Origin of the sequence: Arthrobacter silviterrae, from assembly GCF_011045165.1 — a bacterium.
Classification (GTDB): Bacteria; Actinomycetota; Actinomycetes; order Actinomycetales; family Micrococcaceae; genus Specibacter; species Specibacter silviterrae.
This window is the reverse complement of sequence record NZ_JAAKZI010000021.1, coordinates 25517-47125: the sequence shown is the minus strand read 5'-3', so window position 1 is coordinate 47125 and position 21609 is coordinate 25517. Positions and strand designations below refer to the sequence as shown.

Below are 21609 nucleotides of genomic sequence, written 5' to 3'. Positions count from 1 at the left end.
CCCCCTACCCGGGTAGGGGGTCAGAACGGTTCCCCGGGGTGATGTGCCGAAGGTGCCCTTTTACATAACGTAGAAGTTAGATTCAGACTTTTTCGTTTACGTGATGATTGGGCATCCGTGAGGCACTTTGAGGAGCACAATGTCATCCGCAACGCTTGACTCGACCGAACTGCTGGAAGAGGCGCCTGCCGCCAAACCAGTGAGGAAGCGCCCCGCACGGGACCGCCATGTCACCGACTTCATCCAACTCTGCGAGCAGGTCCGCGATGCCGGCCTCATGGAGCGCGACATCAAATGGTATGTGGGCCGCATGGTCCGCCAGGGACTGGGCTACCTTGCAGTGCTCGCACTGTTCCTCACGCTCGGCCAAAGCTGGTGGCAGCTGGTCACGGCCGTGCTGTTCGCGTTCCTGTGCACGCAAACCGCCTTCCTCTCCCACGACGCCGCCCACCGCCAGGTGTTTGCCTCCGCCAAGAAAAACGCGTGGCTGGCCCGCACTGCCGGCAACCTGTTTGTGGGCCTGTCCTATGGCTGGTGGATGAACAAGCACGGCAAGCACCACCTGAACCCGAACAAGATTGGTGTGGACGGCGACATCGATCCTGGCGCCCTCGTGTTTGACCCAGAGAACGCCGCCAAGCGAACCGGCTTTGCCAAGTGGTTCGCCCGCCGCCAAGGGGCGTTTTTCTTCCCCCTGCTGACACTGGCAGCGCTGGACCTGCACATCTCCGCCGTCGGCCGGGTCCTGGACCGCAAGCAGATTGTTCCCGAGCGCAAGGCAGAGATCGCCATGCTGGCCGTCCGCCTGGTCATCCTCCCGGCCTTCACCGTCCTCTACCTCGGATGGGCGATCGGCCTGGCCTTCATCGCCGTGCAGGTCATGGCGCTGGGCGTCTACATGGGCGGATCCTTCGCCCCGAACCACAAGGGAATGCCGCTGGTTCCCAAGGACGTCAAGATCGACTTCATGCGCCGCCAGACCCTCATGAGCCGCAACATCTCCGGCGGCTGGTGGGTGGATGCAGGCATGGGCGGGCTGAACTACCAGATTGAGCACCACCTCTTCCCCACCATGTCCTCCAAAAACCTCAAGGCCGTCCAGCCCATGGTCCGCAAATATTGCGCCGAGCGGAACATCACGTACACCGAAACCACGCTCGGTCAGTCGTACATGATCGTGATGCGCTACCTCAACCGCGTGGGCCTGGGCCAGCGAGACCCCTTCGAATGCCCCATCACCGCCCAGCTGCGCTCCGCCCGCTGACGCCGATCTGGCACTAGATTGGGTGCATGACCCCCAGCGTCACACCCGCCACCCTGGCCAGGCTCCGACTCGCCGCCCAGTGGATTCTGCCCACGCCCGCCCGCCCCAGCACGGGGCCGGCGGGCGTGGTGCGTTGGCTGACGGCCCTGCAGGGACAGGACTTCCCCGGCGCCCTGTGGTCCATCGGCCTGCGCTCGGGAACCGGCCGCGCCGCCGTCGAGGAAGCTTTCGACCGCGGGGAAATCGTCCGCTCATGCCCACTGCGCGGCACCCTGCATGTCACCGCCGCCGAGGACGTCGGCTGGATACTCTCGCTTACTGCCGGGCGCATGAGCCAGGGCCAGGCAACGCGCCACCGCCAGCTGGGAATTACGACGCCGGACGTGGACCGGGTGCGCGGCCTCGCCCTTGCGCTGCTGGAACAGTTGGGCGGCCGGGCCACGCGCAACGAGCTCTTTGCCGCCTTTGAACGGGCCGGCCAGGGAACCAAGGCCCAGCGCGGCTACCACCTCTTGTTCCTGCTCTGCCTCGAGGGCACCCTGGTCCAGGGCCCCGTCAGCCGCGGAACTGGCAACGGCCAGTTCTACGTCAGCTCCGAGGCGTGGATCGCGAATCCGCGGGTCCTCGACCGAACGGAAGCGCTGACCGAACTGGCCCTGCGCTACTTCCGCAGCCACGGCCCGGCCACCGTCAAGGACTTCCAATGGTGGTCAAAGCTGACCCTCGCGGACATCAAGGCGGGCCTGGACCAGGCGAAGGATCGGCTGGACACGGTGGAATGCGGCGGCGAAACGTACTGGCTTGCCCCCGAAACCGCCGGGCTGCTGGGCGGAACCGCACCCGGCGCGCGCTCGGTCGTTTTGCTGCCGGGCTTCGATGAATACCTGCTCGGCTACACGGACAGGAGCGCGGCCCTGGCACCCCACCACGCGCCGCTGACCGTGCCAGGCGGCAACGGCATGTTCAAGGCAACGGTGGTGGCGGGCGGCCAGGTGGCCGGGACCTGGCGCAAAGCGCAAGGCGCAGCCGAAAAGCAAAGGGAGGTGGCCGGCGTCGTCCTTCCAGACTTTTTCACGGAGCTGGGCCCCAACCAGCTCAAGGCACTGGAAAAGGCTGCGGCCGGGTACAAGCGCTTCCTGGGCTAAAGCTTCCCGACGGCGATGGCCAGCATGCGGCGCAGAGGCTCGGCCGCGCCCCAGAGGAGCTGGTCGCCCACGGTGAACGCGCTGACATATTCCGGACCCATTTCCATCTTGCGGATGCGGCCCACGGGAACGTCCAATGTGCCGGAGGCGGCCACCGGGGTGAGGTCCGCCATGGACGCTTCCTTGGTGTTGGGGACCACCTTGGCCCACTCGTTGTCGTTGGCCAGCAGCGACTCGATTTCGGACACCGACAGGTCTTCGCGCAGCTTCAAGGTCAGCGCCTGGGAGTGGGAACGCATGGCGCCGATCCGCACGCAGAGCCCGTCCATGATGACCTGGTTGTCGGCGGAGGTACCCAGGATCTTGTTCGTTTCCACCCCGGCCTTCCATTCCTCGCGGGACTGGCCGTTGCCCAGGTCGGAATCGATCCAGGGAATCAGCGAGCCGGCCAGCGGCACACCAAATTGCGAGGAGTCAATGCCCTCGCGCTGGTGCGCCAGGACCTTGCGGTCGATGTCCAGAATCGCGGACGCCGGATCAAGAAGTTCCGAGGAAACCTCGGAGTTAAGAGTGCCGAACTGGTTCAGCAGCTCGCGCATGTGGCGGGCGCCGCCGCCGGAGGCCGCCTGGTAGGTCATGGCCGTGCCCCATTCGACCAGGCCGTTCTTGAACAGCCCGCCCAGGCCCATGAGCATGCAGGAAACCGTGCAGTTGCCGCCGATGAAGTCACGGGTGCCGTTCGCCAGGCCCGAGTCGATCACAGAGCGGTTGATGGGATCCAGGACGATGATCGAGTCGTGGTTCATGCGCAGAGTGGAGGCGGCGTCGAGCCACAGGCCGTCCCAGCCGCGGCCGCGCAGCTCGGTATGGACCCGTTTTGTGTAGTCGCCGCCCTGGGCCGTGACGATGATGGGCAGCTTGGCCAAAGTGTCAATGTCAAAGGCGTCTTCGAGGGTGCCGGTGTCGCCGCCTGAAATCGCGGGGGCCGTGCCGCCGGCGTTGGAGGTGGAGAAGAAGACGGGGTTGATGCTTGCGAAGTCGCCCTCGTCCTGCATGCGCTGCATCAGGACGGAACCGACCATGCCGCGCCAGCCAACCAGGCCGACGGAAGGAACACTGTTATTGGTCATGGTGCCAGTTTAGTGGGCGCCGCACTGTGCCCGAAGTTCGTTTCACCCCATGAACAGGCTCGACGGCGTTTCCCGCCTTTCGTGCGCGGCTGAGGCTGGCCGTCAATATTTGATGTTCTTGGCCAGGTCGGGGTATTCCCTTTCCCACTTCTCGCGCAGGCGGGCGGTGCGAAAGCCAATCCAGCTCATCAACAAACACACGGCAGCGAAGCCGAACATCAGCAACACGCCGGAGAAGTCGCCGCCACTCGCCCAGAGCCAGATGCTCGCGATAATCGTTCCAATTGCAAACACGATGGGGATGGAACTCTGGATCCGGATGTTGCGGGGCTTGAGCGGGGTCTCGGCCCCGTTGACATACACGCCGCGGGCGTAGGAGTACGGGCCGTAGTTGCTCAGCATCCGCTTGCGGTCCCGGACGAGGTTGTTGTGGTGCGGTTCGTATGGTTCGTCGGGCTGCTGTGGTGCTAGGTGCGTCATGGGCGCCCGCCCTGACTACTCCGGCGCCACAAATTCCGTCTCGCCCTTGGCCCACAGGGTGAAGCGGTATTCGGTGCCGTTCCTTGACGTGTGCCACCCCTTCACGGGGGATGCGCCGCGGAACGACCATTCCGGCCCCAGGGCAGGCGCCTGGGTGTCACCTGGCACGTCTGTGTTAATAACGGTAATGGCGGCCACGTTGCACGAATCCATGGCCTGGGCGAAGACCTGCCCGCCGCCGAGCACCCACACTTCATTGCCGCCGGGGGACAGCTGCGCCTCCACGAGTGCCTGGTCCAGTGAATCAAGAACGACGGCGCCTGCCGCCCCGGGTGTCGACCCCCACCCCTCCTGGCGGGTCACCACGATGTTGGTGCGCCCCGGCAGGGGCCGGAACTTTGCCGGGAAGGAGTCCCACGTCTTGCGGCCCATGACCACGGGGTGCCCCATGGTGACCCGCTTGAACTGCGCCATGTCCTCGGGCAGCTGCCAGGGCATGCCGCCGTCGGCCCCTATCACTCCCTGGTTGGTCTGGGCCCAGATCATGCCGACAATGGGCTGGGTGAACCGGTACAGCTCGGGGGAATCGGGGGTGCTCATACGGCGATCGGTGCCTTAATCGTGGGATGGTGCCGGTAGTCCACCAGCTCAAAGTCGTCAAACTTGTAGTCAAAAATTGATTCCGGAGTGCGGTTGAAGCGCAGCTGCGGATAAGGGTACGGCTCGCGGGAAAGCTGCTCGCGCACCTGCTCCAGGTGGTCGTCGTAAATATGCACGTCGCCGCCGGTCCAGACAAACTCGCCAGGCTCCATGTCCAGCTGCTGGGCCATCATCATGGTGAGCAGGGCGTAGGAGGCAATGTTGAACGGAACGCCCAGGAACATGTCCGCCGAACGCTGGTACAGCTGGCAGCTCAGCTTCCCGCGGCCGTCCTCCGTGGGGGCAACGTAGAACTGGAAGAAGGCGTGGCACGGCGGCAGCGCCATGTTCTTCAGCTCGCCCACATTCCAGGCGGAAACGATGTGGCGGCGCGAATCCGGATTCTCCCGGAGGGAGTCCATCACGGCGGAAATCTGGTCTATGTGCTCCCCGTCCGGCGTGGGCCACGAGCGCCACTGGACGCCGTAGACGGGACCCAGCTCGCCGGCGTCGTCCGCCCATTCATTCCAAATCTTGACGCCGTTTTCCTGCAGCCAGCGCACATTGGAATCGCCGCGGAGGAACCAGAGCAGTTCCAGGGCCACCGACTTGAAGTGCACCCGCTTGGTGGTGATGAGCGGGAAGGAATCGGCCAGGTCAAAGCGCAGCTGGCAGCCAAAGACACTGCGCGTGCCGGTGCCGGTGCGGTCCGATTTCGCCGTGCCGTTTGCAAGCACGTCCCTCAACAGGTCCTCATACGGGGTCACAATAGTCACGCGCAACAGTCTACTTGCCCAGCTGCCGCAGCCGGCCCTGCAGCAGCGCCAAGAGAGTTCCGTCATCCAGCCCGGCCCGCCGGCCTTCCGCCACCAGATGTTCGACGGCGGCCAGCACCTCGGGCGGCCGGGTTGCCCCGGCAGGTGGCTGGCCCCGGCGGGTGGCCGCCACCACCGTGCCCTGGCGCCGGTGGGTGGTGACGACGCCGGCCGCCTCAAGTTCCCTGTAGGCTCGGGCCACGGTCCCGGCGGCCACGCCGAGATCGCCTGCCAGGCTGCGGACAGTGGGGAGCCGAGTTCCGGGAGGCAGTTCGCCCACGGCGACGAGGGCGGAGATCTGGCTGAGGACCTGTTCGAAGGGGGGAGTGGCCGTTTCCAGGTCGATGGTGATGCGGGCTTCCATGGCGGGCTAACCGTCCAGGTCGGCGGAGGTTTCAGCCGACTCCGGCAGGAAGTCCGCCGGAGAAACAGCCCGGACGGGAAAGACCAGCATCAGTGCCGCCAAGGCAATACAGACGGCACCCAGCGCCGCCAGGTTTGGCTGCGGTGCCAGGGGGTTGGAGTCGGCCTCATTTGGCAGCACCATCACCACGGCGCCGAGAACAGTGAACCAGCCGGAGGCGACTGTCCGGCCAATCCTGAACAATGCGCGCCGCCGCAGGGCACCATCAAGTGCGGGCCAGGCCTTTCCGAGCGCTGGGCGCCGCAACACCTGCCAGGCAGCCAGGGCGCCCGCGGCCGCGACAACCAAGGCGCACAGAAGCGGAATATCGCAGAATGTCGCGGGCCCGCCTGTTCCGTTCCATCCCGCACTGGTGCCAAGGCCCTCGGTCCTGGCACGCCACACTTGGTTCAGTGCGATGGCCAGTCCCGCCGCGGCGATGATGAGTGCAGCGTAGAGCGGCCAGGGGATGGACTTGCTCAGGTGTTTGTGCGGCAATCCCGGCGTCGCATAGTTGCGCCGTAGCAGCACTTCCAGCCCCGCGTATGTCAGGAGGATGAAGACGGTTGCCACGACAGCCGGCCCCATCCAGCCCAGCCAGGTCATGAGGAGTGCGCCTGCGAAACCGCCCACCACGGCCGCCGGTACTACTGCGGCGATGGTGGAATCCGCGAGGCGCGCCGCATCGAGCCCGGTGTTGGCCAAAGCGCCACGGCCGGGGCCGTGGCCGGCATGAGGCCCGGAGGCGGCCGGGGACGCCACGTCCTCGATGAAAGGAGGTTTCCAGAAAAGCATCGATGCCAGCACCGCAAGATTGGTCAGGGCCAGCCAATTCACCGAGGACGTGGCGGTGGAACCCGGGGCAAGCTGCACCAGGTAGTTTCCGGCAATGGCGGCGAATCCCGATGCCATGGTGGCGGAAATCCGCAGCAGCCGGTTCATGCCAACAGTTCGCAGCGTCTTGTTTTGGACACTGTCCAGGGCTTCGAGGGACCTCCGGGAGGCAATGAGCGCCATTACGGCAAAGGTCCCCGCCGCCAGGATGGCCAGCGACGCACCCAACGCGGTGCCCAGCATCCAGCCGGGCACCCGCCCGTCCAGCGGGCCATACCACGTTCCCTCCGTGGGTGAGCCCGCCAGCCTGACAGGGTGCCCCGGCGCGAAGGCCAGGTACGCCACGGTGCCCGCCGAGAGGAGGAAAACGCCAAGGACAGTCCATCCAAGGGCCGGTTCAATAAAATCCCGCACCCTGCGGTATTCCAGGACGGCCACGCGCTTCGGGGATTTCGGGGCGGGCCAGGAAAGCTGGCCAAGCAGGTGCACCACCAAAACTGCCACCACGGGGCCGATGAGGGCCGCAAGTGGGATCGTGTCCCACGGGTTGGGGACGGCCGCATCAAGGGGAATGGAGGGACCTGCCGATTGCGGCGCGGGCATGATGCCGGCCCTGTTGGCTGCTGCCTCGCTGCTGAGCGCCCAGGCGATGATGCCGGTCCACAGCGCATGGTTGCGGATGTGGTCCAGTGCCCGTTCAGGCCGCGGGCCCCACTTGACCAGCCGCAAGTACAGGTAGGCGATGATGATTGCACCAACGGCGCCCAGTATTAGCGCCTCCGCCCAGTTGATGCCTAACACGGTTTCCCCCTCCGCCAGCCATCTTTGTACCAAGCGTACGGTACAAAGTTGCGGGAGGGGAAGGCTCAGTCCTCGTACGGCTTGTGCTGCTCCACCGCCACGATCCATCCGGGGTTGTTGACCGACACATGGGCCACCAGGATCTCGCCCGGGGCCAGGTGCGGGTCCTTGATGGGCAGCGCGGCGGCCAGGGACGGGTCCATGTGCCCCGCCAAGGTGCGCAGCACGGAAGGCAGCACGGGGCGGTGGGTGCACACGGCCACAGGGCTGGACTTGGCCAGCAGCCGTTCCACCACGGCGGCCGACTTGGCAGGGTTGCGCTTGTGGTCCGCTTCAGTGAGCGCGGGGATGACCTTCACCTTGGCCTTGGTGGCCTGGGCGTACGGGGAAATGGTGGCGATGCAGCGCATCCAGCCGCTGGTGAGGATCTTGCCGGGGTGCCAGGCCATCAGCAGCCGCTGCAGGTACAGCGCCTGCCGTTTCCCGGTGGCCGCGAGGGGGCGGTCACCCTCGGCGCGGGTCCACGCCGAACGCGGCTTTGCCTTGGCGTGGCGGACCACCAGCAGCGGCCACGTGGCCAGTGTTCCTGCCTCAAAGGCGGCGAGCAGGGCATCAAGCGGCTGGACGTCGGAGGGGTTGGACAGCAGCCCGCGCGCCTTGTTGGGGCTGCACCAGACGGCGGTGTCCACTTCCTTCCCGTCGGGCATGGGCGGGAGGTCGTCGACGGCGGCGGCCCAGTAGTGGACTTCCTTCAGGCCGGGCTTGACGGCGTAGCGGATGGCGGGCAGCGGAATGCCCAGGGTGATGGGCAGCCCCACTTCCTCATACACCTCACGCACGGCGCACTCGGCCAGGGTTTCGCCGGCGTCCAGCTTTCCCTTGGGCCAGGACCAGTCGTCGTAGCGCTGGCGGTGTATCAGCAGCAGTTCAAGTTTCTTCTTTTTCACCCGCCAGCACAGCGCCCCGGCGGCGTACACGGACACTCCCGTGCCGCCGTCGTCGGCTGCTTCTTCCAAATGCTCCGTGGTCCGCATTACCGGCGAAGGGTTGAACGCTGTCGGGAATGGCTGGCTATCAGCCAGGACTGGATGTCGGTGAGGGGGCTGCCGTCGGGGTCCAGGTGGTGTCGCTGCCATTCGCCTTCATTGTTCAGGTGCCAGCTAGAGGTGCCGGCATCGAGGTAGCGGTCAAGGAGTTCGTTGACTTCGTCAATGTCGTCCTTGTTGGAAATCCTGACCAGGGCCTCCACCCGGCGGTCAAGGTTGCGGTGCATCATGTCCGCCGAGCCGATGTACACCACGGGGTCCCCGCCATTGGCAAAGGTGAACACGCGGGAGTGCTCCAGGAAGCGCCCCAGGTGGGAGCGCACCGTAATATTTTCGCTCAACCCGGGGACGCCGGGGCGCAGCGAGCAGATGCCGCGCACTATGACGCCCACCTCCACGCCGGCCTGGGACGCCCGGTACAGCGAATCGATGATGGCTTCGTCCACCATGGAATTGACCTTGAAGCGCACCTGGGCCGGCCGTCCGGCGGCCTTGTTGGCGATTTCGGCGTCAATGCGTTCAATCAGCCCGGACCGGACGGAGCGCGGCGCCACCAGCAGCCGTTCAAATTCGGACTTGGGCGCGTAGCCGGACAGCTGGTTGAACAGCTTGGAGAGGTCCTCGCCCACCTGGTTGTCTGCCGTGAGCAGGCCCAGGTCCTCGTAGTAGCGGGCGGTGCGGGGATGGTAGTTGCCGGTGCCGATGTGGCAGTAGCGGCGCAGACCGTCCTGCTCCTGGCGGACCACCAGGGACAGCTTGCAGTGCGTCTTCAGCCCCACAATGCCGTACACCACGTGCACGCCGGCCTGTTCCAGCTTCCGCGCCCAGGAGATGTTGGCCTGTTCGTCGAAGCGGGCCTTGATCTCCACCAGGGCCAGCACCTGCTTGCCGGCCTCAGCCGCGTCCACCAGGGCATCAACAATGGGGGAGTCACCGGAGGTGCGGTACAGCGTCTGCTTGATGGCGCGCACCTTGGGGTCCGAGGCGGCCTGCTCCAGGAACGCCTGCACCGAGGTGGCAAAGGAATCGTAGGGGTGGTGGAGGAGGATGTCGCGGCGGCGCATCGCGGCGAAGACGTTGGCGGCCTTGGACGTCTCGGATTCGTTGAGGTGGCGCGAGGTGTGGCCCAGGTGTTTGGGATAGCGCAGGTCGCTGCGGTCAATGTTGCCAATGATGGAGAGCCCGCGCAGGTCCAGCGGGGCCGGCAGCGAGTAGACCTCGGTGTCCTCAATGTCCAGCTCTCGCACCAGCAAGGCCAGTATGTTCGGATTGATGTCGGTGGCCACTTCAAGGCGCACGGGCGGGCCGAACTTGCGGCGCAGCAGTTCCTTTTCAAGGGCCTGCAGCAGGTTTTCGGCGTCGTCCTCCTCAACTTCCAGGTCCTCGTTGCGCGTGACGCGGAAGGTGTGGTGCTCCAGCACTTCCATGCCCGGGAACAGCTGGTCCAGGTGCTGGGCGATGACTTCCTCCAGCGGAATGAAGCGGGCCACGCGCCCGGGCACAGTGCCGGCGCGGGGGCCGTCCACGGAGACCAGCCGGGGCAGCAGGTCCGGGACCTTCAGGCGGGCAAAGAGCTCCTTCTCGCTGACCGGGTTGCGGACCACCACGGCCAGGTTGAGCGACAGGCCCGAGATATACGGGAAGGGGTGGGCAGGGTCCACAGCCAGCGGCGTCAGGATCGGGAACATCTTTTCCGCGAACATCTCACCCAGCTGGACCTTGGCTGCGTCGTCTAGCTCTTCCCAATGCACCAGGTGGATGTGCTCATAGGCCAGGGCGGGCCGGATTTGGCTGGCAAACACGTGAGCGTGCCGTGCCTGCAACTCGTGGGCTGCGCCGCTGATCTGCTCCAGCACCTCTATGGGGCTCAGGCCGGCCGGGGACGGCACGGCCAGCCCGGCGGCGATGCGGCGCTTCAGCCCGGCCACGCGCACCATGAAGAATTCATCCAGGTTGGAGGCAAAAATGGAGAGAAAGTTCACGCGTTCCAACAGGTGGAGCTCCGGGTCCTCGGCAAGCTCCAGCACGCGGGCGTTGAAGGCAAGCCAGCTCAGCTCGCGGTCCAAAAACCGGTCCGGGCTAATGTCCCCGGACGGGGTCAGGTTGGGCTCAAATTCCGGAATGTCGATGCGGTCCTGCGTGGCCCGCGCCGCCTGGACCTCGCCGGAGCCAAAGCGCTCCCGGCCAAATGACGCTGCGGTCTGCACCGGCCGCGTGTATTCGCGTTTCATGGATGAATCCTCAAAAAAGTTGGTGCTGCTTCACAATCGGTGGTGCCCTGCTTCAACACTACAAGGCGGCGGTGCCGGAACGGGAAATGCCGTGCGGCGGACGGTCACTCATGATGTGGCCGACACCGGCCCGTACATCACATCGGAGTCCCACTTGGTGAATCCGAGTTTTCGGTACAGGGCCACGGCCGGCTCGTTGTCCGCGTCCACGTACAGCATGATGGCGCTCAGGCCGCGGTTTTGCAGGTATTCAATTCCCTGGGCGGTCAACGTCCGCCCCAGTCCCATGCCTTGGGCCGCGGGCGTGACGCCCACCACGTACACCTCACCCATGGCAGCTTGGCCGGTGCGGGCCGGGTGGACCTTGGTCCAGTGGAAGCCCAGGATGTCGCCGGCGTCGTTGACGGCCAGGAAGAACCCTGCCGGGTCAAACCAGGGTTCCTCCATGCGGGCCTGCAGGTCCGCGGGGGTCATGGCGCCCTGTTCGGGGTGGTGGGCAAAGGCAGCGGCGTTGGCCGCCAGCCACGGGCCCTCGTCCTGGTGTGGCACAAAGGTGCGCAGGCGGACGCCGTCGGGCGTGGGAAAGCTGCTTGGTGCAGCAGGGGTGTCCGCCGGCGCGTGGCGGACCAGGCGCATGCGCCACAGTTCGCGGATGGCGCGGTAGCCGTAGCTTGCGGCTAGGTCCGCGGCGGCCTCATGGTCACCGTGCGACCAGGCCTTGATGCCCAGCAGCCCGCGCACCGCCACGAGTTTGTCCACCAGCATGGTGCCGACGCCTTCGTTGCGGTAGTGGGGGTGCACCGCGATCTCCAGCACGCCTTCACTGCCATTAAGCACGACGACGGCCACTCCGGCCAGGTCCTCGCCCTCGGTGGGGGATTTCTCTTCCGGTGCGTGGGTGAGCAGCGTCAGGACGGTGTGCGGGCCGCCTGCCTTCGCCTTGAGCTCCACGAGCGACTGCTCGGAGAACGGCGGGTTGCCGTCCTCGTCTTCGGCCGCCCCCACCAGGTCAAGGATGTCGCGCAGGGCTTCGGGCTGGGGGGTGCCCTCAATCACCGTGACGGGCCAGGTGCTGCTGTTTGCTGGGCTCATGTCCACAGCCTAGTGGGCGCGGGCGGCCCAACGCGAGACACACGGGCGGATTTTCGGGGCCGGCGGCCGGCCGGTTTGCGTGCAGCGGTGCCGCTCGCCTAGAGTTTGAGGGCAGCATCAGGGGGGATGCACCAGTGGGGTGTCCTCGATACGTTCGACCCGTATGTCCTCCACCAAAGAATGGCCCGCCTTCCTCCGGGAAGCGGGCCATTTTGCATGGACCCGGTCCGGGTCAGGCATCCGCCAGTTCGTCGTCGTCGGACGTTTTGCTGATGGTCAGGCGGTAGCCCACATTCCTGACAGTGCTGATCAGGCTCTCGTGGTCGGAACCGAGCTTGGCCCGCAGCCGCCGCACGTGGACGTCCACGGTGCGCGTTCCCCCGTAATAGTCGTAGCCCCACACCTCGTTCAGCAATTGCGCCCGGGTGAAAACCCGTCCCGGATGCTGGGCCAGGTACTTCAGGAGTTCAAACTCCTTGTAGGTGAGGTTGAGTGCGTTGCCGTGGACACGGACGGTGTAGCTGTCCTCGTCGATGATGACCCCTGCCGCCTGGATTTCGTGGCTGACGGCGTCCTCCGCACCGGCCACGCGGGTCAGTGCCAGCCGGATGCGGGCTTCAACTTCGGCCGGGCCCGCGGATTCCAGCACCACGTCGTCGGCCGCCCAGGACGCGGACACGGCAGCCATGCCGCCCTCAGTCAGCACAAGCAGCAGCGGGACGCTGATGCCGGTGGCCCGCAACAGCTGCGTCAGCGAGCGGGAACCGGCCAGGTCCTTGCGGGCATCGACCATGATCAAGTCTGAGGGCTTGGCATCCAGCAGTGCGGTGGGGACGGCGGGGAGAATGTGCACGGAGTGGCTGAGCAGTTCCAGCGCAGGCAAAACATCCACGGAACTTCCGTGGTTGTTGGTCAGCATGAGTATCTGCGACATGACTTCCTCCAAAGTGCGGGGTGCGCATCTTTGAGCGACGAACCACTGAATGTCCTGCTGCCGGGATCCGGCTCGGGTGCGGCTCGGCTGCACCTGGCCCAACGCACCGGCTGCGGGGGTTTTCCACAGTGTACCGCCACAATAGGGCAGGATTGGTGTGTGAAGTCATCAACTGCGGGACTTGTTGGAATTGCCGCGCTCGCTGCCATTGTCGCCGGCCATGCGCTGGGGCTCGCCTACACCGTGGTCCTCGGTGTGGTGCTGGCGGCGGTCTTTGGGCTCGGCTGGCCGCATTACCTGGGCATTCCGGCCAAAAAAACCTTGGGCACCGTCATCGCCTTGACGGGTGCCGGTTCAGCCGCCACGGCAGGCCTGACCCGGGATTCAAACTACCTCACATGGACGCCCATCTTCATTGCAGTTGGTTTTGGCGCCGTCATGGTGGTGCAGCTGATCCGCGGCACCGGCCAGGCACACCGGCTTGAATCCACGCTGGGGGCGGGCGCCGGCGTCGCCATTGCCGGGCTGGCCGGCGGTTGGGTGGCGTCCTACCGGTTCCTGGGCGAACCCGGCATGACGCTGATCACCGCCATTAGTGCCGCCGTCGCCCTGGGCATCGGCATGCTGGCCATTCCGGACCGGGTCTCCGCCCCGCTGGCCATCGTCCTGGCCGCGCTGGCCGGACCCCTGGCGGCGCTGTTGTTTTCGGACGTACGCATCATTCCTGCGGCAGTCCTGGGGGCGCTGCTGGCTGCCGTAATCGCCGGCTTCCACCGCCTGCGGACGCTTTCCGGGCCGGTCCGCAACGTCATCGGGGGTGTGTCGGCTGCGCTGGCCCCCATCCTCTCGCTCGGGGCGCTGGTTTATTTCGTCGATAAACTGCTTCTGACGTAGCTCCGCAAAAGATCACGATAGGATGGCACCATGAGCGTACTTGCCTTGGAAATTTTCTTCATCTGCCTGCTGGTACTGGCCGGCATCACCATGGCCTGGTTCGCCGGTCTGGTGGTGTGGCGCCTGTTCAAGGGCCAGCAGTAGCCTCCATGGCCATTGAGATCCCCACGGGCCTGACCCCCGAACTGGTCCCCCTTTCCTGGCTGCTGGGCACCTGGACCGGGCACGGCCGGCTGGGCGAGGGAGACGCGGATTCGGGCTATTTCACCCAAACCGCGACCTTTGCCGCGAACGGGCTCCCGTACCTCCAGTACACCGCTGAAACCTGGCTCACCGACGAGGATGGCACGGTGCTGCGCCCCCTCGCCGTCGAGACGGGCTTCTGGCAGCTGGACCGCACCCTCAACGACGCCGACGGCGGCCCCGGACTGGTCCCGGCCGACATTGTGCCGGCCTTGCGCACCGCCGACGACGTCGAAGTCCTCCGCAATGCCGACGGCGGCTTTGACATCATGGCCACCATCGTCCACCCTGGCGGCATCTCCGAACTGTATTACGGCAGCATCAAGGGTCCGCAGATCCAGCTGTCCACCGACGCCGTCATGCGCGGCGCCGGCTCCAAGGACTACAAGGCGGCCACCCGCATCTTTGGCCTGGTCAACGGCGACCTCTACTGGCGCTGGGACGCGGCCGCACAGGGCAAGTCCCTCGAGGCCCACGCCTCAGCAGCACTCCACAAGGTCGCGTAGGCGGCTCTGTGCCGCTGCCGGGCCCGGCCGCCGGCGTGATGATAGTCCGGACGGGTCAGGCACGGGCCGGAATAGGCCATTCAGGGAAGGCGTTGCACACGTTATGAGCTATAAGAGTCCTTTGCTAAACCGCCATGGAGCCGTGCTTGCGGGAGGCCTTGATGCGGGCGTTGCCTCGCACTACGGGGATCCGAACCGGGAACAGCGGCTGCTGGCGGGGTACAACGGCCTGCCGCCCACAGCCGTGGTGGACCTCTCACACCGGGGCGTGGTCACGGTGTCCGGCCCCGACAGGCTGAGCTGGCTCAACACACTTTCCTCCCAGGGCGTCACGAAACTTGAACCCCGCGTGGGCACCGAACTGCTGCTGCTGAGCCTGCAGGGCCGCATTGACTACGATGCCCGCGTGGTTGACGACGGAACCACCACCTGGCTGATTGTGGAAACCGCGGAGGCCGCCCCGCTGGCGGACTGGCTGGCGTCCATGAAGTTCATGCTGCGCGTTGAGATTGCCGACGTCTCCGCCGACTGGGCCGTGCTGGGCTCCGTGGCCGAGGTGCCCGAGTGGGACTCCCTGCTCCAATGGACCGACCCCTGGCCCCACATCGGGGCCGGCGGCTACAGCTACGCCGCCGTCGATGAATCCGAACACCCGGGCCTGGAACGGCCGTGGCACGAATACCTGGTGCCGGCTGCGGACCTGGTGGCCACCGTCGGACAGCGCCCCCTCGCCGGCGCCTGGGCTGCGGAGGCCCTCCGGATTGCCGCGTGGCGCCCCCGCCGGGGAGCCGAGACGGATGAAAAGACCATTCCCCATGAACTGGACCTGCTGCGCACCGCAGTGCACCTGTCGAAGGGCTGCTACAAGGGCCAGGAAACCATTGCCCGCGTCCACAACCTGGGCAGGCCGCCGCGCCGGCTGGTTTTCCTGCAGCTGGACGGCTCGCAGCACACCATTCCGGCCGCCGGCAGTGCCGTCTATGACGGCGAGCGCCAGGTGGGCCGCCTGACCAGCGTTGCCCAACATTATGAGATGGGACCCATCGGCCTGGCCGTCATCAAGCGCACCGTGGACCCGGAGGCGGTCCTGATGATTGACGACGACGGCGAAAAGTACGTGGCGGCCCAGGAGCTGATTGTGGCCACCGACGCCGGCCAGGTGGTGGGGCGCGCCAAGGGCTTCCTCCGCACCCCGCACTAAGCCCCGCAGTAGCCGGAAAAAACGTCAACTCCTGTGATCCGCGCCATTGTGCCCCAATAGTCCACGTGGAATAATTCTTATGGGCTAGATGGAAGGCAGGGTCATGGAGCAACAACAAGAGGCACAGAACAAGCGGCTCACGCCCCTGGCTGTCGCGGCACTCGGCCTGTTGGCGGAACGTCCCATGCACCCCTACGAGATGTACCAGGTGCTCATGCACCGCAGGGAAGACCGCCTGGTCAAGATCCGGCCGGGCACGCTGTACCACACGGTGGGCCGGCTGGCAGCGGCAGACCTGGTCAAGGCTGCGGGCACCGAGCGGGACGGAAACAGGCCCGAGCGGACCACTTACGCCATACTCGAAGCCGGCCGCGAAGCCTTGGAAACGGAACTCAAGAAGCTGCTGGCGCAGCCGGCAGTTGAATACCCCAGCTTCCCGCAGGCCGTGGCCGAGGCACACAACCTGCCGGCCGGCGTCGTGCTTGGCCTGCTGGGGCAGCGGATTGCGGCACTGGAAGCGCACGCGGCGGAGCTGGAAGCAGACCAGCGGAACGCAACATCCCGGGGCGTGGAACAAAGGTTCTGGGTGGAAGTGTTGTACCAACAGGCCATCACCAAGGCAGAGCTGGACTGGATCCGGCAGCTGCACTCAGACATCACCACCGGCGCGCTGCCATGGCAGCCGGACGAATTCTTCGACCAAGCGGCTCGAAACAAACTTTAAGGAACAAGCATGGAAACCGTGGCAAAACCTTGGCCCGCGCTATGGGCGCTTGTGCTGGGGTTCTTCATGATCCTGGTCGACTCAACCATCGTCTCGGTGGCCAACCCGAAGATCATGGAGGGCCTGCACACCGACATCAACTCCGTCATCTGGGTGACCAGCGCCTACCTGCTGGCATACGCCGTCCCGCTGCTTGTCACCGGGCGCATGGGGGACAAATACGGGCCCAAGAACCTGTACCTGATCGGCCTGAGCGTGTTCACGCTGGCGTCGCTGTGGTGCGGCCTGTCCGGCAGCATCGGCATGCTGATCCTGGCCCGTGCCGTCCAGGGGCTCGGCGCGGCCATGATGACGCCACAGACCATGGCCGTCATTACTCGCATCTTTGCCCCTGACAAGCGTGGCCCGGCCATGGGCCTGTGGGGCGCCACCGCCGGGGTGGCCATGCTGGTGGGCCCCATCCTGGGCGGCGTGCTGGTGGACGGCCTGGGCTGGGAATGGATCTTCTTTGTCAACGTGCCCGTGGGCATCGTGGCATTCGTCATGGCCGTCCGCCTGGTGCCGGCCCTGAAGACGCACGACCACAAGTTCGACCTGCTGGGCGTGGCCCTGAGCTCGATCGGGCTGTTCATGCTGGTCTTTGGGATCCAGGAAGGCGAAAAGTACAACTGGGGAGCCATTTCAGGCCCCATCACCGTGTGGGGGCTGATCATTGCCGGCTTGGTGTTCCTGGTGCTGTTCGGGATCTGGCAGGGCACCACGAAGGGCGAGGCCCTGGTCCCGCTGCACCTGTTCAAGGTCCGCAACTTCTCCCTGGCCAACATTGCCATCACCACCATGGGCTTCAGCGTGACGGCCATGAGCCTGCCGCTGTTCTTCTACTACCAGCTGGTGCGCGGCATGACACCTACGCAATCGGCGCTCATGATGGTCCCCATGGCGCTGTTCTCCGGCGTGCTGGCGCCGTTTGTCGGCAAGCTGGTGGACCTGGTGAACCCGCGCTACGTGGCGCTGACCGGCTTCGTGCTGATGTCCGTCTCCCTCTTGTGGACATCGTCGCTGATGAGCCCCGACACGCCCATCTGGCTGTTCCTGCTCCCCAGCGGGCTGCTGGGCATTGCCAGCTCCGGCATCTGGGCGCCGCTGTCCACCACGGCCACCCGCAACCTGGGCCCCAGCGAGGCCGGTGCCGGTGCCGGAATTTACAACACCACGCGCCAAATCGGTTCGGTGCTGGGCAGTGCAGCGATTGCCGCCCTGATCTCCGCCCGCCTGGCGGCCGAGATGCCCGCTGGCGCTTCGCAGGGCGCCTCCGGGGTGTCGGGTCAGCTGCCGGCGTTCCTGCAGGCCGGATTTGCGACGGCGATGGGCCAGTCCATCATCCTGCCCGCTGCAGTGGTGGTGCTGGGTGCAGCAACCGCGGCCTTCTTCGCCAAGCCCCGCTCCGTGGAAGCTATTTATGCGGAGTATGAAGGTCAACGGTCGTCTGCAAACCAGCCACACTAAGTCCCGCTGCCATGGCCAGTGCGTGGGCGGGCACGTTGTTGATGTCCGCCCGCCACTGGACTATCAGCCCGGCGGCGAGCGCCTCGTGCGCGGCAATCGAGGTGGCCAGCAGCCCCAGCCCCTGTTTCCGGTGGGCGGGGGCCACCAGGGTGCCCAGCCGGGCCAATAACCCCTGAAACTCGGCGTAGGCACTGCACGCAACCGGTCCGGCCGAATGCGCCGCCTCCTGCGGATCGCCGTCCCAGTCCGCGCCAGGATCCCGGCTTTGCCCGGGGAGCCCCATCAGGGTGAACTTGTGGGGCATGGCGGCCAGGCCGACGTCGTTCACGTCGTCGGGCGGGCACATCGCCTCAAGCGCCACGGCCTCCGGGTTCCCGTGGGAGACCATGATGCTCCCTGCCGGCTGCCGGACCTCCAGCTCGTCGGCAAAATACAGGGCCTGGGTGCCGCGGCCGCGCCCGCCAAAGCCGCGCGTGAGGCGCAGCATCACGGCATGGTCGCTGAGCTCGTCATCGCTGTGGGCCCGTGCGGCGTCCAGCACGGCCGGAGGGCCGGTCAGGATCGATTGCTCCCACAGCCGCACGAACGTCAGCCGGCCGTCGTCGGTGGCATGGGTGATCCGGCTGCCATCCCGTCCCATGACAAGGGAACCCTCCGGCAGGCCCAGCCCGCGTTCCCAGGCGAGCCGGACAATGGGGGCCGAGCTGAGGTCAAAGGTCATGGATTAAACCTTAACGCCCCGCTGCAGGGGTCTGCGCGGGGCGTGGGGGCTGGCCGGACGGTGTCAGCCGAAAAGGATCGCGGCCTCATCGTAGCGGTGCTGAGGCACCACCTTCAAGTTGCCGAGCGCTGCCTCAAAGGGCACGTGCTCAATCTCGGTGCCCTTGAGGGAGACCATGGTGCCCCAGCGTTCCTCCACCACGGAATCAACGGCGGCCATGCCCAGGCGGGTCGCCAGAACCCGATCAAAGCTGGAGGGCACGCCGCCGCGCTGGATGTGGCCCAGGATGGTGGCGCGGGTTTCGATGCCCGTGCGCGCCTCAATTTCCGGGGCCAGCTGTTCGCCGATGCCGCCCAGCCGCGGGCGGCCGAAGGTGTCCATGCCGCGTTCTGAATGGGCGGAGTCCCGGTGGTCCGGGACGAACCCTTCTGCCACCACCACCAGGGGTGCGCGGCCGCGTTCGTGGGCTTCCTGGACCCATTCCACAATCTGGTCCATGCTGGTGTTTTGTTCCGGAATCAAGATGGCGTGGGCGCCCGTGGCCATGCCGGCGTGCAGGGCAATCCAGCCCACATGGCGGCCCATGACCTCGGCGATCATGCACCGGTGGTGTGACTCCCCGGTGGTCCGCAGCCGGTCGATGGCCTCGGTGGCAATTTGCACGGCCGTGTCGAAGCCGAAGGTGTAGTCGGTGGCGTCAAGGTCGTTGTCCACGGTTTTCGGCACGCCCACAATTTTCAGCCCGGCATCCGTGAGCCGGCGGGCCGCAGCCAGCGTCCCCTCGCCGCCAATGGCGATCATGGCGTCAATGCCGAGGCGTTCCAGGTGGGCCTTGATGACCTCGGGGCCGCCGTCGCCGTCGAACGGGTTGGTGCGCGATGTGCCCAGGATGGTGCCGCCCTGCTTCGAAATGCCGCGGACCATCTGGCGGGGCAGGTCCATGATGTCGCCCTCAACAACGCCCCGCCAGCCGTCCCTGAAGCCCACAAATTCGTGTCCGTAGACCTTGATGCCCTTCAAAACAATGCCGCGGATCACGGCGTTGAGTCCGGGGCAGTCGCCTCCGCTGGTGAGAATGCCAATCTTCATGGGTGTTGGGGCCCTTCGGTGTGATGGAGTCAATGTGTCTTGAGCGCACCGTTGAGCTCCTCACAGGCCATTCTAGACGGTCATGTGACCGGGGCAACTCTTGACCGCGGGGTGGACACGGATTCCGCCACCGCCGCCGTCACTTCTTTCGCAGCACGCTCACGGCCCCGCCGGCCACCATGGCCAGGCCCGCGCCGAAGAGCAGCCACATGGCCGTCTGGCCGGTGTCCAGCCGCAGGCCGGCCTGGCGGGAGGCGATGACCAGGATGCCCAGAACCACCACGACGGCGCCCCACACCAGGGTGCCGACCCTCACCGGGTGCCGGGTGGACTCAGTTTGTGTTTGTGCTTCGGCGCCCGCGTCTGGGCGCGTGACATTGTCGTCGCCGGGAAAGCTGATGGGTTCTGTTGGGGTGTTCATGGCATTCTCCAGGTTCTTAGTTGCCGGGTGTCGGGACAAAGGCGATGGTGGCTGCGGCGCCGTTGAGGGTGATGGCCAGTCCGCTGCCTTTCAGCCCGGGGTTGAGCTGCGTGGAGGAGTTCTGCACCACCGCGCCCCCGCCTTGGCCGGCACCGCCCTGGACGTCGAGTTTTGACACCGCGAGGTCGCTGGTGACCGTGACGGGGATGTCGGTGGGCACCTTCACCACCACCTTGGCGGCAACTACGTTGAGGGGGATCTGGACGTCAGCCGTGAGGGAGCTGCCTTGGGAGACGTGGGTCAGGTCGATTGCGGCGTTGCCCACCATCACATCGAGCCCTTGTTCGGCCGCACTGACACTGGTGGGGGTCCATGACTGGTTCGCCAGGGGCGTCCAGGGACCGTGCAGCGGGACCACGCTCAGCAGGCCCGCAACCACCAGTGCGATGATCGCAAAGGTGCCCACCCCGCCCGCCGTGCGCCCGAGTATCCCCGAGATGATGATGGCCAGTCCCGCGGTGATGGCTGCGGCGGCCGCGGCGGCCGCCACCTGGTAGCCGTTGAGGTTGATGATCCCGGCTGCATTGAGGATAAGCACCAGTGCGCCCACCATGACGGCCAGTCCCAGCGAGAGCAGGCTTGCTGCAGCACCCAGGCGGGGTGGCGCCTTGAGGGCCGGCCGTCCGTTCCGTCCGAGGGGCCCGTTAGGGCCAAGCGGCCCGTTCGCTCCGAGGGGGCCATTCGGGCCCAAGGTGTGCTCAGTCCAGGCGCCGGCTTTCGCCGCGGGCCCTGCGGCGGCAAGCTGCCTGGGGTCGGGCCCGGTTTCAGTTCCAGCCGCGTAGCCGGGGCCCTGGGCCGCGTATCCGGATCCGTAAGGTGTACCGGTGGCTGCCGCACTGGAGTGCTGCTGCCAGGGTGGGTTTCCCGACGGCCGCGGCGGCTGCCCCTTGCCCCGGTTGACGGCCCAGACCACGCAGCAAACGATGGCCGCCACCCAGATAACGGGCCAGGGGAACCAGCCGTTGTGGCCGTCCCAGACGAAGGTCTGCCCCGGTCCGGCCAGCCCCAGGAAGGTGGCCACCGCGGCGCCCGTCATGCCGGTGGACCAGTGCCCCCGTGCCACCTGCTCCACGTGGATGCGGCCGTCCGGTTCGGGCAGCAGGGCCCAGGCCAGCCCGTAGGCCAGCAGGCCGATGCCGAAGAACAGGGTGAGGACCACGGTGAGGCCGCGGACAATCACAGGGTCGATTCCCCATCGGTCCGCCAGCCCGCTGCACACGCCGCCCACCCAGCGGCTGCTGCCGCGCTGCACGCCCAGGGAGCGCAGCCACCGGAAGAAGCGTGCGCTGTCCCGCGCTGCGGGCTGTGGCGGCGCGGGGTAGCCCTGGCCCGGGCTTTCCGGCTGGGAAGGCTGCTGCGGGGGCTGCCCGCTTGAGGGGGGCGTGGCGCCTGGGTCGGGCTGTTGGGGGTCATGGGTTTCGTTCATGGTT

Annotated in this window: 21 protein-coding genes; 7 read left to right on the top strand and 14 right to left on the bottom strand. The window is 66.3% G+C overall.

Going from position 1 to position 21609, the window contains the following annotated elements:
* The first annotated feature begins 139 nt into the window (after positions 1-139).
* The gene (locus tag G6N77_RS12480; RefSeq protein ID WP_165182497.1) at positions 140-1264 is read left to right on the top strand and encodes a fatty acid desaturase family protein; all 1125 of its coding nucleotides are present in this window, start codon (positions 140-142) and stop codon (positions 1262-1264) included.
* A gap of 26 nt (positions 1265-1290) precedes the next feature.
* Complete coding sequence (locus G6N77_RS12475) at positions 1291-2409, top strand: winged helix DNA-binding domain-containing protein (protein WP_165182496.1); 1119 nt, start codon at positions 1291-1293, stop codon at positions 2407-2409.
* Here G6N77_RS12475 and asd read toward each other — a convergent pair.
* The 10 genes from asd to G6N77_RS12425 all read right to left on the bottom strand — a co-directional run bounded on the left by asd (position 2406) and on the right by G6N77_RS12425 (position 12814).
* Positions 2406-3539, bottom strand: a complete 1134-nt coding sequence (gene asd, locus G6N77_RS12470; RefSeq protein ID WP_165182495.1) for an aspartate-semialdehyde dehydrogenase — start codon at positions 3537-3539, stop codon at positions 2406-2408. The two genes, G6N77_RS12475 and asd, sit on opposite strands and share 4 nt — an antisense overlap.
* 102 nt (positions 3540-3641) lie before the next feature.
* Positions 3642-4019, bottom strand: coding sequence for a tripartite tricarboxylate transporter permease (locus G6N77_RS12465; protein WP_165182494.1), 378 nt, complete (start codon positions 4017-4019; stop codon positions 3642-3644).
* 15 nt (positions 4020-4034) lie between these two features.
* Positions 4035-4619, bottom strand: coding sequence for a dihydrofolate reductase (locus tag G6N77_RS12460; protein ID WP_165182493.1), 585 nt, complete (start codon positions 4617-4619; stop codon positions 4035-4037).
* Positions 4616-5434 carry a thymidylate synthase gene (locus G6N77_RS12455; RefSeq protein WP_165182492.1) on the bottom strand — a complete coding sequence of 273 codons (819 nt, stop codon included), beginning with the start codon at positions 5432-5434 and terminating at the stop codon, positions 4616-4618. The genes G6N77_RS12460 and G6N77_RS12455 overlap by 4 nt, the downstream gene beginning before the upstream one ends.
* Positions 5435-5444: 10 nt before the next feature.
* Positions 5445-5837 (bottom strand): GntR family transcriptional regulator, encoded by a 393-nt coding sequence (locus tag G6N77_RS12450; RefSeq protein ID WP_165182491.1) that lies wholly within the window; start codon positions 5835-5837, stop codon positions 5445-5447.
* 6 nt (positions 5838-5843) lie between these two features.
* Positions 5844-7511: a hypothetical protein gene (locus G6N77_RS12445; RefSeq protein WP_165182490.1), complete on the bottom strand. Its 1668-nt coding sequence runs from the start codon at positions 7509-7511 to the stop codon at positions 5844-5846.
* Between the two features lie 65 nt (positions 7512-7576).
* Positions 7577-8545, bottom strand: a complete 969-nt coding sequence (locus tag G6N77_RS12440) for an NUDIX hydrolase (protein ID WP_165182489.1) — start codon at positions 8543-8545, stop codon at positions 7577-7579.
* Positions 8545-10788, bottom strand: a complete 2244-nt coding sequence (locus G6N77_RS12435; protein WP_165182488.1) for an RNA degradosome polyphosphate kinase — start codon at positions 10786-10788, stop codon at positions 8545-8547. The genes G6N77_RS12440 and G6N77_RS12435 overlap by 1 nt, the downstream gene beginning before the upstream one ends.
* 108 nt (positions 10789-10896) lie before the next feature.
* Positions 10897-11880, bottom strand: a complete 984-nt coding sequence (mshD, locus tag G6N77_RS12430; RefSeq protein ID WP_165182487.1) for a mycothiol synthase — start codon at positions 11878-11880, stop codon at positions 10897-10899.
* A 232-nt stretch (positions 11881-12112) separates the two neighbouring features.
* On the bottom strand, positions 12113-12814 hold the full coding sequence (locus G6N77_RS12425) for a winged helix-turn-helix transcriptional regulator (RefSeq protein ID WP_165182486.1): 702 nt from the start codon (positions 12812-12814) through the stop codon (positions 12113-12115).
* 159 nt (positions 12815-12973) lie between these two features.
* On the opposite strand from G6N77_RS12425, the gene G6N77_RS12420 reads away from it, so the two are divergent.
* From G6N77_RS12420 to G6N77_RS12400, 5 genes are all read left to right on the top strand, one after another.
* On the top strand, positions 12974-13708 hold the full coding sequence (locus G6N77_RS12420; RefSeq protein ID WP_240902106.1) for a permease: 735 nt from the start codon (positions 12974-12976) through the stop codon (positions 13706-13708).
* Positions 13709-13857: 149 nt separating this feature from the next.
* Positions 13858-14457, top strand: a complete 600-nt coding sequence (locus G6N77_RS12415) for a nitrobindin family protein (RefSeq protein ID WP_165182485.1) — start codon at positions 13858-13860, stop codon at positions 14455-14457.
* Between the two features lie 103 nt (positions 14458-14560).
* Positions 14561-15658, top strand: coding sequence for a CAF17-like 4Fe-4S cluster assembly/insertion protein YgfZ (gene ygfZ / locus G6N77_RS12410; RefSeq protein WP_165182484.1), 1098 nt, complete (start codon positions 14561-14563; stop codon positions 15656-15658).
* A gap of 103 nt (positions 15659-15761) precedes the next feature.
* Positions 15762-16382: a PadR family transcriptional regulator gene (locus G6N77_RS12405; RefSeq protein ID WP_165182483.1), complete on the top strand. Its 621-nt coding sequence runs from the start codon at positions 15762-15764 to the stop codon at positions 16380-16382.
* A 9-nt stretch (positions 16383-16391) separates the two neighbouring features.
* Positions 16392-17888 carry a DHA2 family efflux MFS transporter permease subunit gene (locus G6N77_RS12400; protein ID WP_165182482.1) on the top strand — a complete coding sequence of 499 codons (1497 nt, stop codon included), beginning with the start codon at positions 16392-16394 and terminating at the stop codon, positions 17886-17888.
* Here G6N77_RS12400 and G6N77_RS12395 read toward each other — a convergent pair.
* From G6N77_RS12395 to G6N77_RS12380, 4 genes are all read right to left on the bottom strand, one after another.
* A complete protein-coding gene (locus G6N77_RS12395) occupies positions 17836-18609 on the bottom strand; it encodes a GNAT family N-acetyltransferase (protein WP_165182481.1) in 774 nt (257 codons plus the stop codon). The genes G6N77_RS12400 and G6N77_RS12395 overlap by 53 nt on opposite strands.
* A 63-nt stretch (positions 18610-18672) precedes the next feature.
* On the bottom strand, positions 18673-19698 hold the full coding sequence (locus G6N77_RS12390; protein ID WP_165182480.1) for a 6-phosphofructokinase: 1026 nt from the start codon (positions 19696-19698) through the stop codon (positions 18673-18675).
* A 139-nt stretch (positions 19699-19837) separates the two neighbouring features.
* Entirely contained in the window at positions 19838-20119 is a 282-nt protein-coding gene (locus G6N77_RS12385) for an LPXTG cell wall anchor domain-containing protein (protein ID WP_165182479.1), read from the bottom strand.
* Positions 20120-20135: 16 nt separating this feature from the next.
* Complete coding sequence (locus tag G6N77_RS12380; protein WP_165182478.1) at positions 20136-21605, bottom strand: PspC domain-containing protein; 1470 nt, start codon at positions 21603-21605, stop codon at positions 20136-20138.
* Positions 21606-21609: the final 4 nt, after the last annotated feature.

Coding starts and splice junctions, on each gene's coding strand:
- ygfZ (WP_165182484.1), top strand. CDS start 14,561: ATGAGCTATAAGAGTCCTTTGCTAAACCGCCATGGAGCCGTGCTTGCG.
- G6N77_RS12390 (WP_165182480.1), bottom strand. CDS start 19,698: ATGAAGATTGGCATTCTCACCAGCGGAGGCGACTGCCCCGGACTCAAC.
- G6N77_RS12435 (WP_165182488.1), bottom strand. CDS start 10,788: ATGAAACGCGAATACACGCGGCCGGTGCAGACCGCAGCGTCATTTGGC.
- G6N77_RS12450 (WP_165182491.1), bottom strand. CDS start 5,837: ATGGAAGCCCGCATCACCATCGACCTGGAAACGGCCACTCCCCCCTTC.
- asd (WP_165182495.1), bottom strand. CDS start 3,539: ATGACCAATAACAGTGTTCCTTCCGTCGGCCTGGTTGGCTGGCGCGGC.
- G6N77_RS12415 (WP_165182485.1), top strand. CDS start 13,858: ATGGCCATTGAGATCCCCACGGGCCTGACCCCCGAACTGGTCCCCCTT.
- G6N77_RS12395 (WP_165182481.1), bottom strand. CDS start 18,609: ATGACCTTTGACCTCAGCTCGGCCCCCATTGTCCGGCTCGCCTGGGAA.
- G6N77_RS12400 (WP_165182482.1), top strand. CDS start 16,392: ATGGAAACCGTGGCAAAACCTTGGCCCGCGCTATGGGCGCTTGTGCTG.
- G6N77_RS12460 (WP_165182493.1), bottom strand. CDS start 4,619: ATGAGCACCCCCGATTCCCCCGAGCTGTACCGGTTCACCCAGCCCATT.
- G6N77_RS12385 (WP_165182479.1), bottom strand. CDS start 20,119: ATGAACACCCCAACAGAACCCATCAGCTTTCCCGGCGACGACAATGTC.
- G6N77_RS12465 (WP_165182494.1), bottom strand. CDS start 4,019: ATGACGCACCTAGCACCACAGCAGCCCGACGAACCATACGAACCGCAC.
- G6N77_RS12425 (WP_165182486.1), bottom strand. CDS start 12,814: ATGTCGCAGATACTCATGCTGACCAACAACCACGGAAGTTCCGTGGAT.
- G6N77_RS12475 (WP_165182496.1), top strand. CDS start 1,291: ATGACCCCCAGCGTCACACCCGCCACCCTGGCCAGGCTCCGACTCGCC.
- G6N77_RS12480 (WP_165182497.1), top strand. CDS start 140: ATGTCATCCGCAACGCTTGACTCGACCGAACTGCTGGAAGAGGCGCCT.
- G6N77_RS12440 (WP_165182489.1), bottom strand. CDS start 8,545: ATGCGGACCACGGAGCATTTGGAAGAAGCAGCCGACGACGGCGGCACG.
- G6N77_RS12380 (WP_165182478.1), bottom strand. CDS start 21,605: ATGAACGAAACCCATGACCCCCAACAGCCCGACCCAGGCGCCACGCCC.
- G6N77_RS12405 (WP_165182483.1), top strand. CDS start 15,762: ATGGAGCAACAACAAGAGGCACAGAACAAGCGGCTCACGCCCCTGGCT.
- mshD (WP_165182487.1), bottom strand. CDS start 11,880: ATGAGCCCAGCAAACAGCAGCACCTGGCCCGTCACGGTGATTGAGGGC.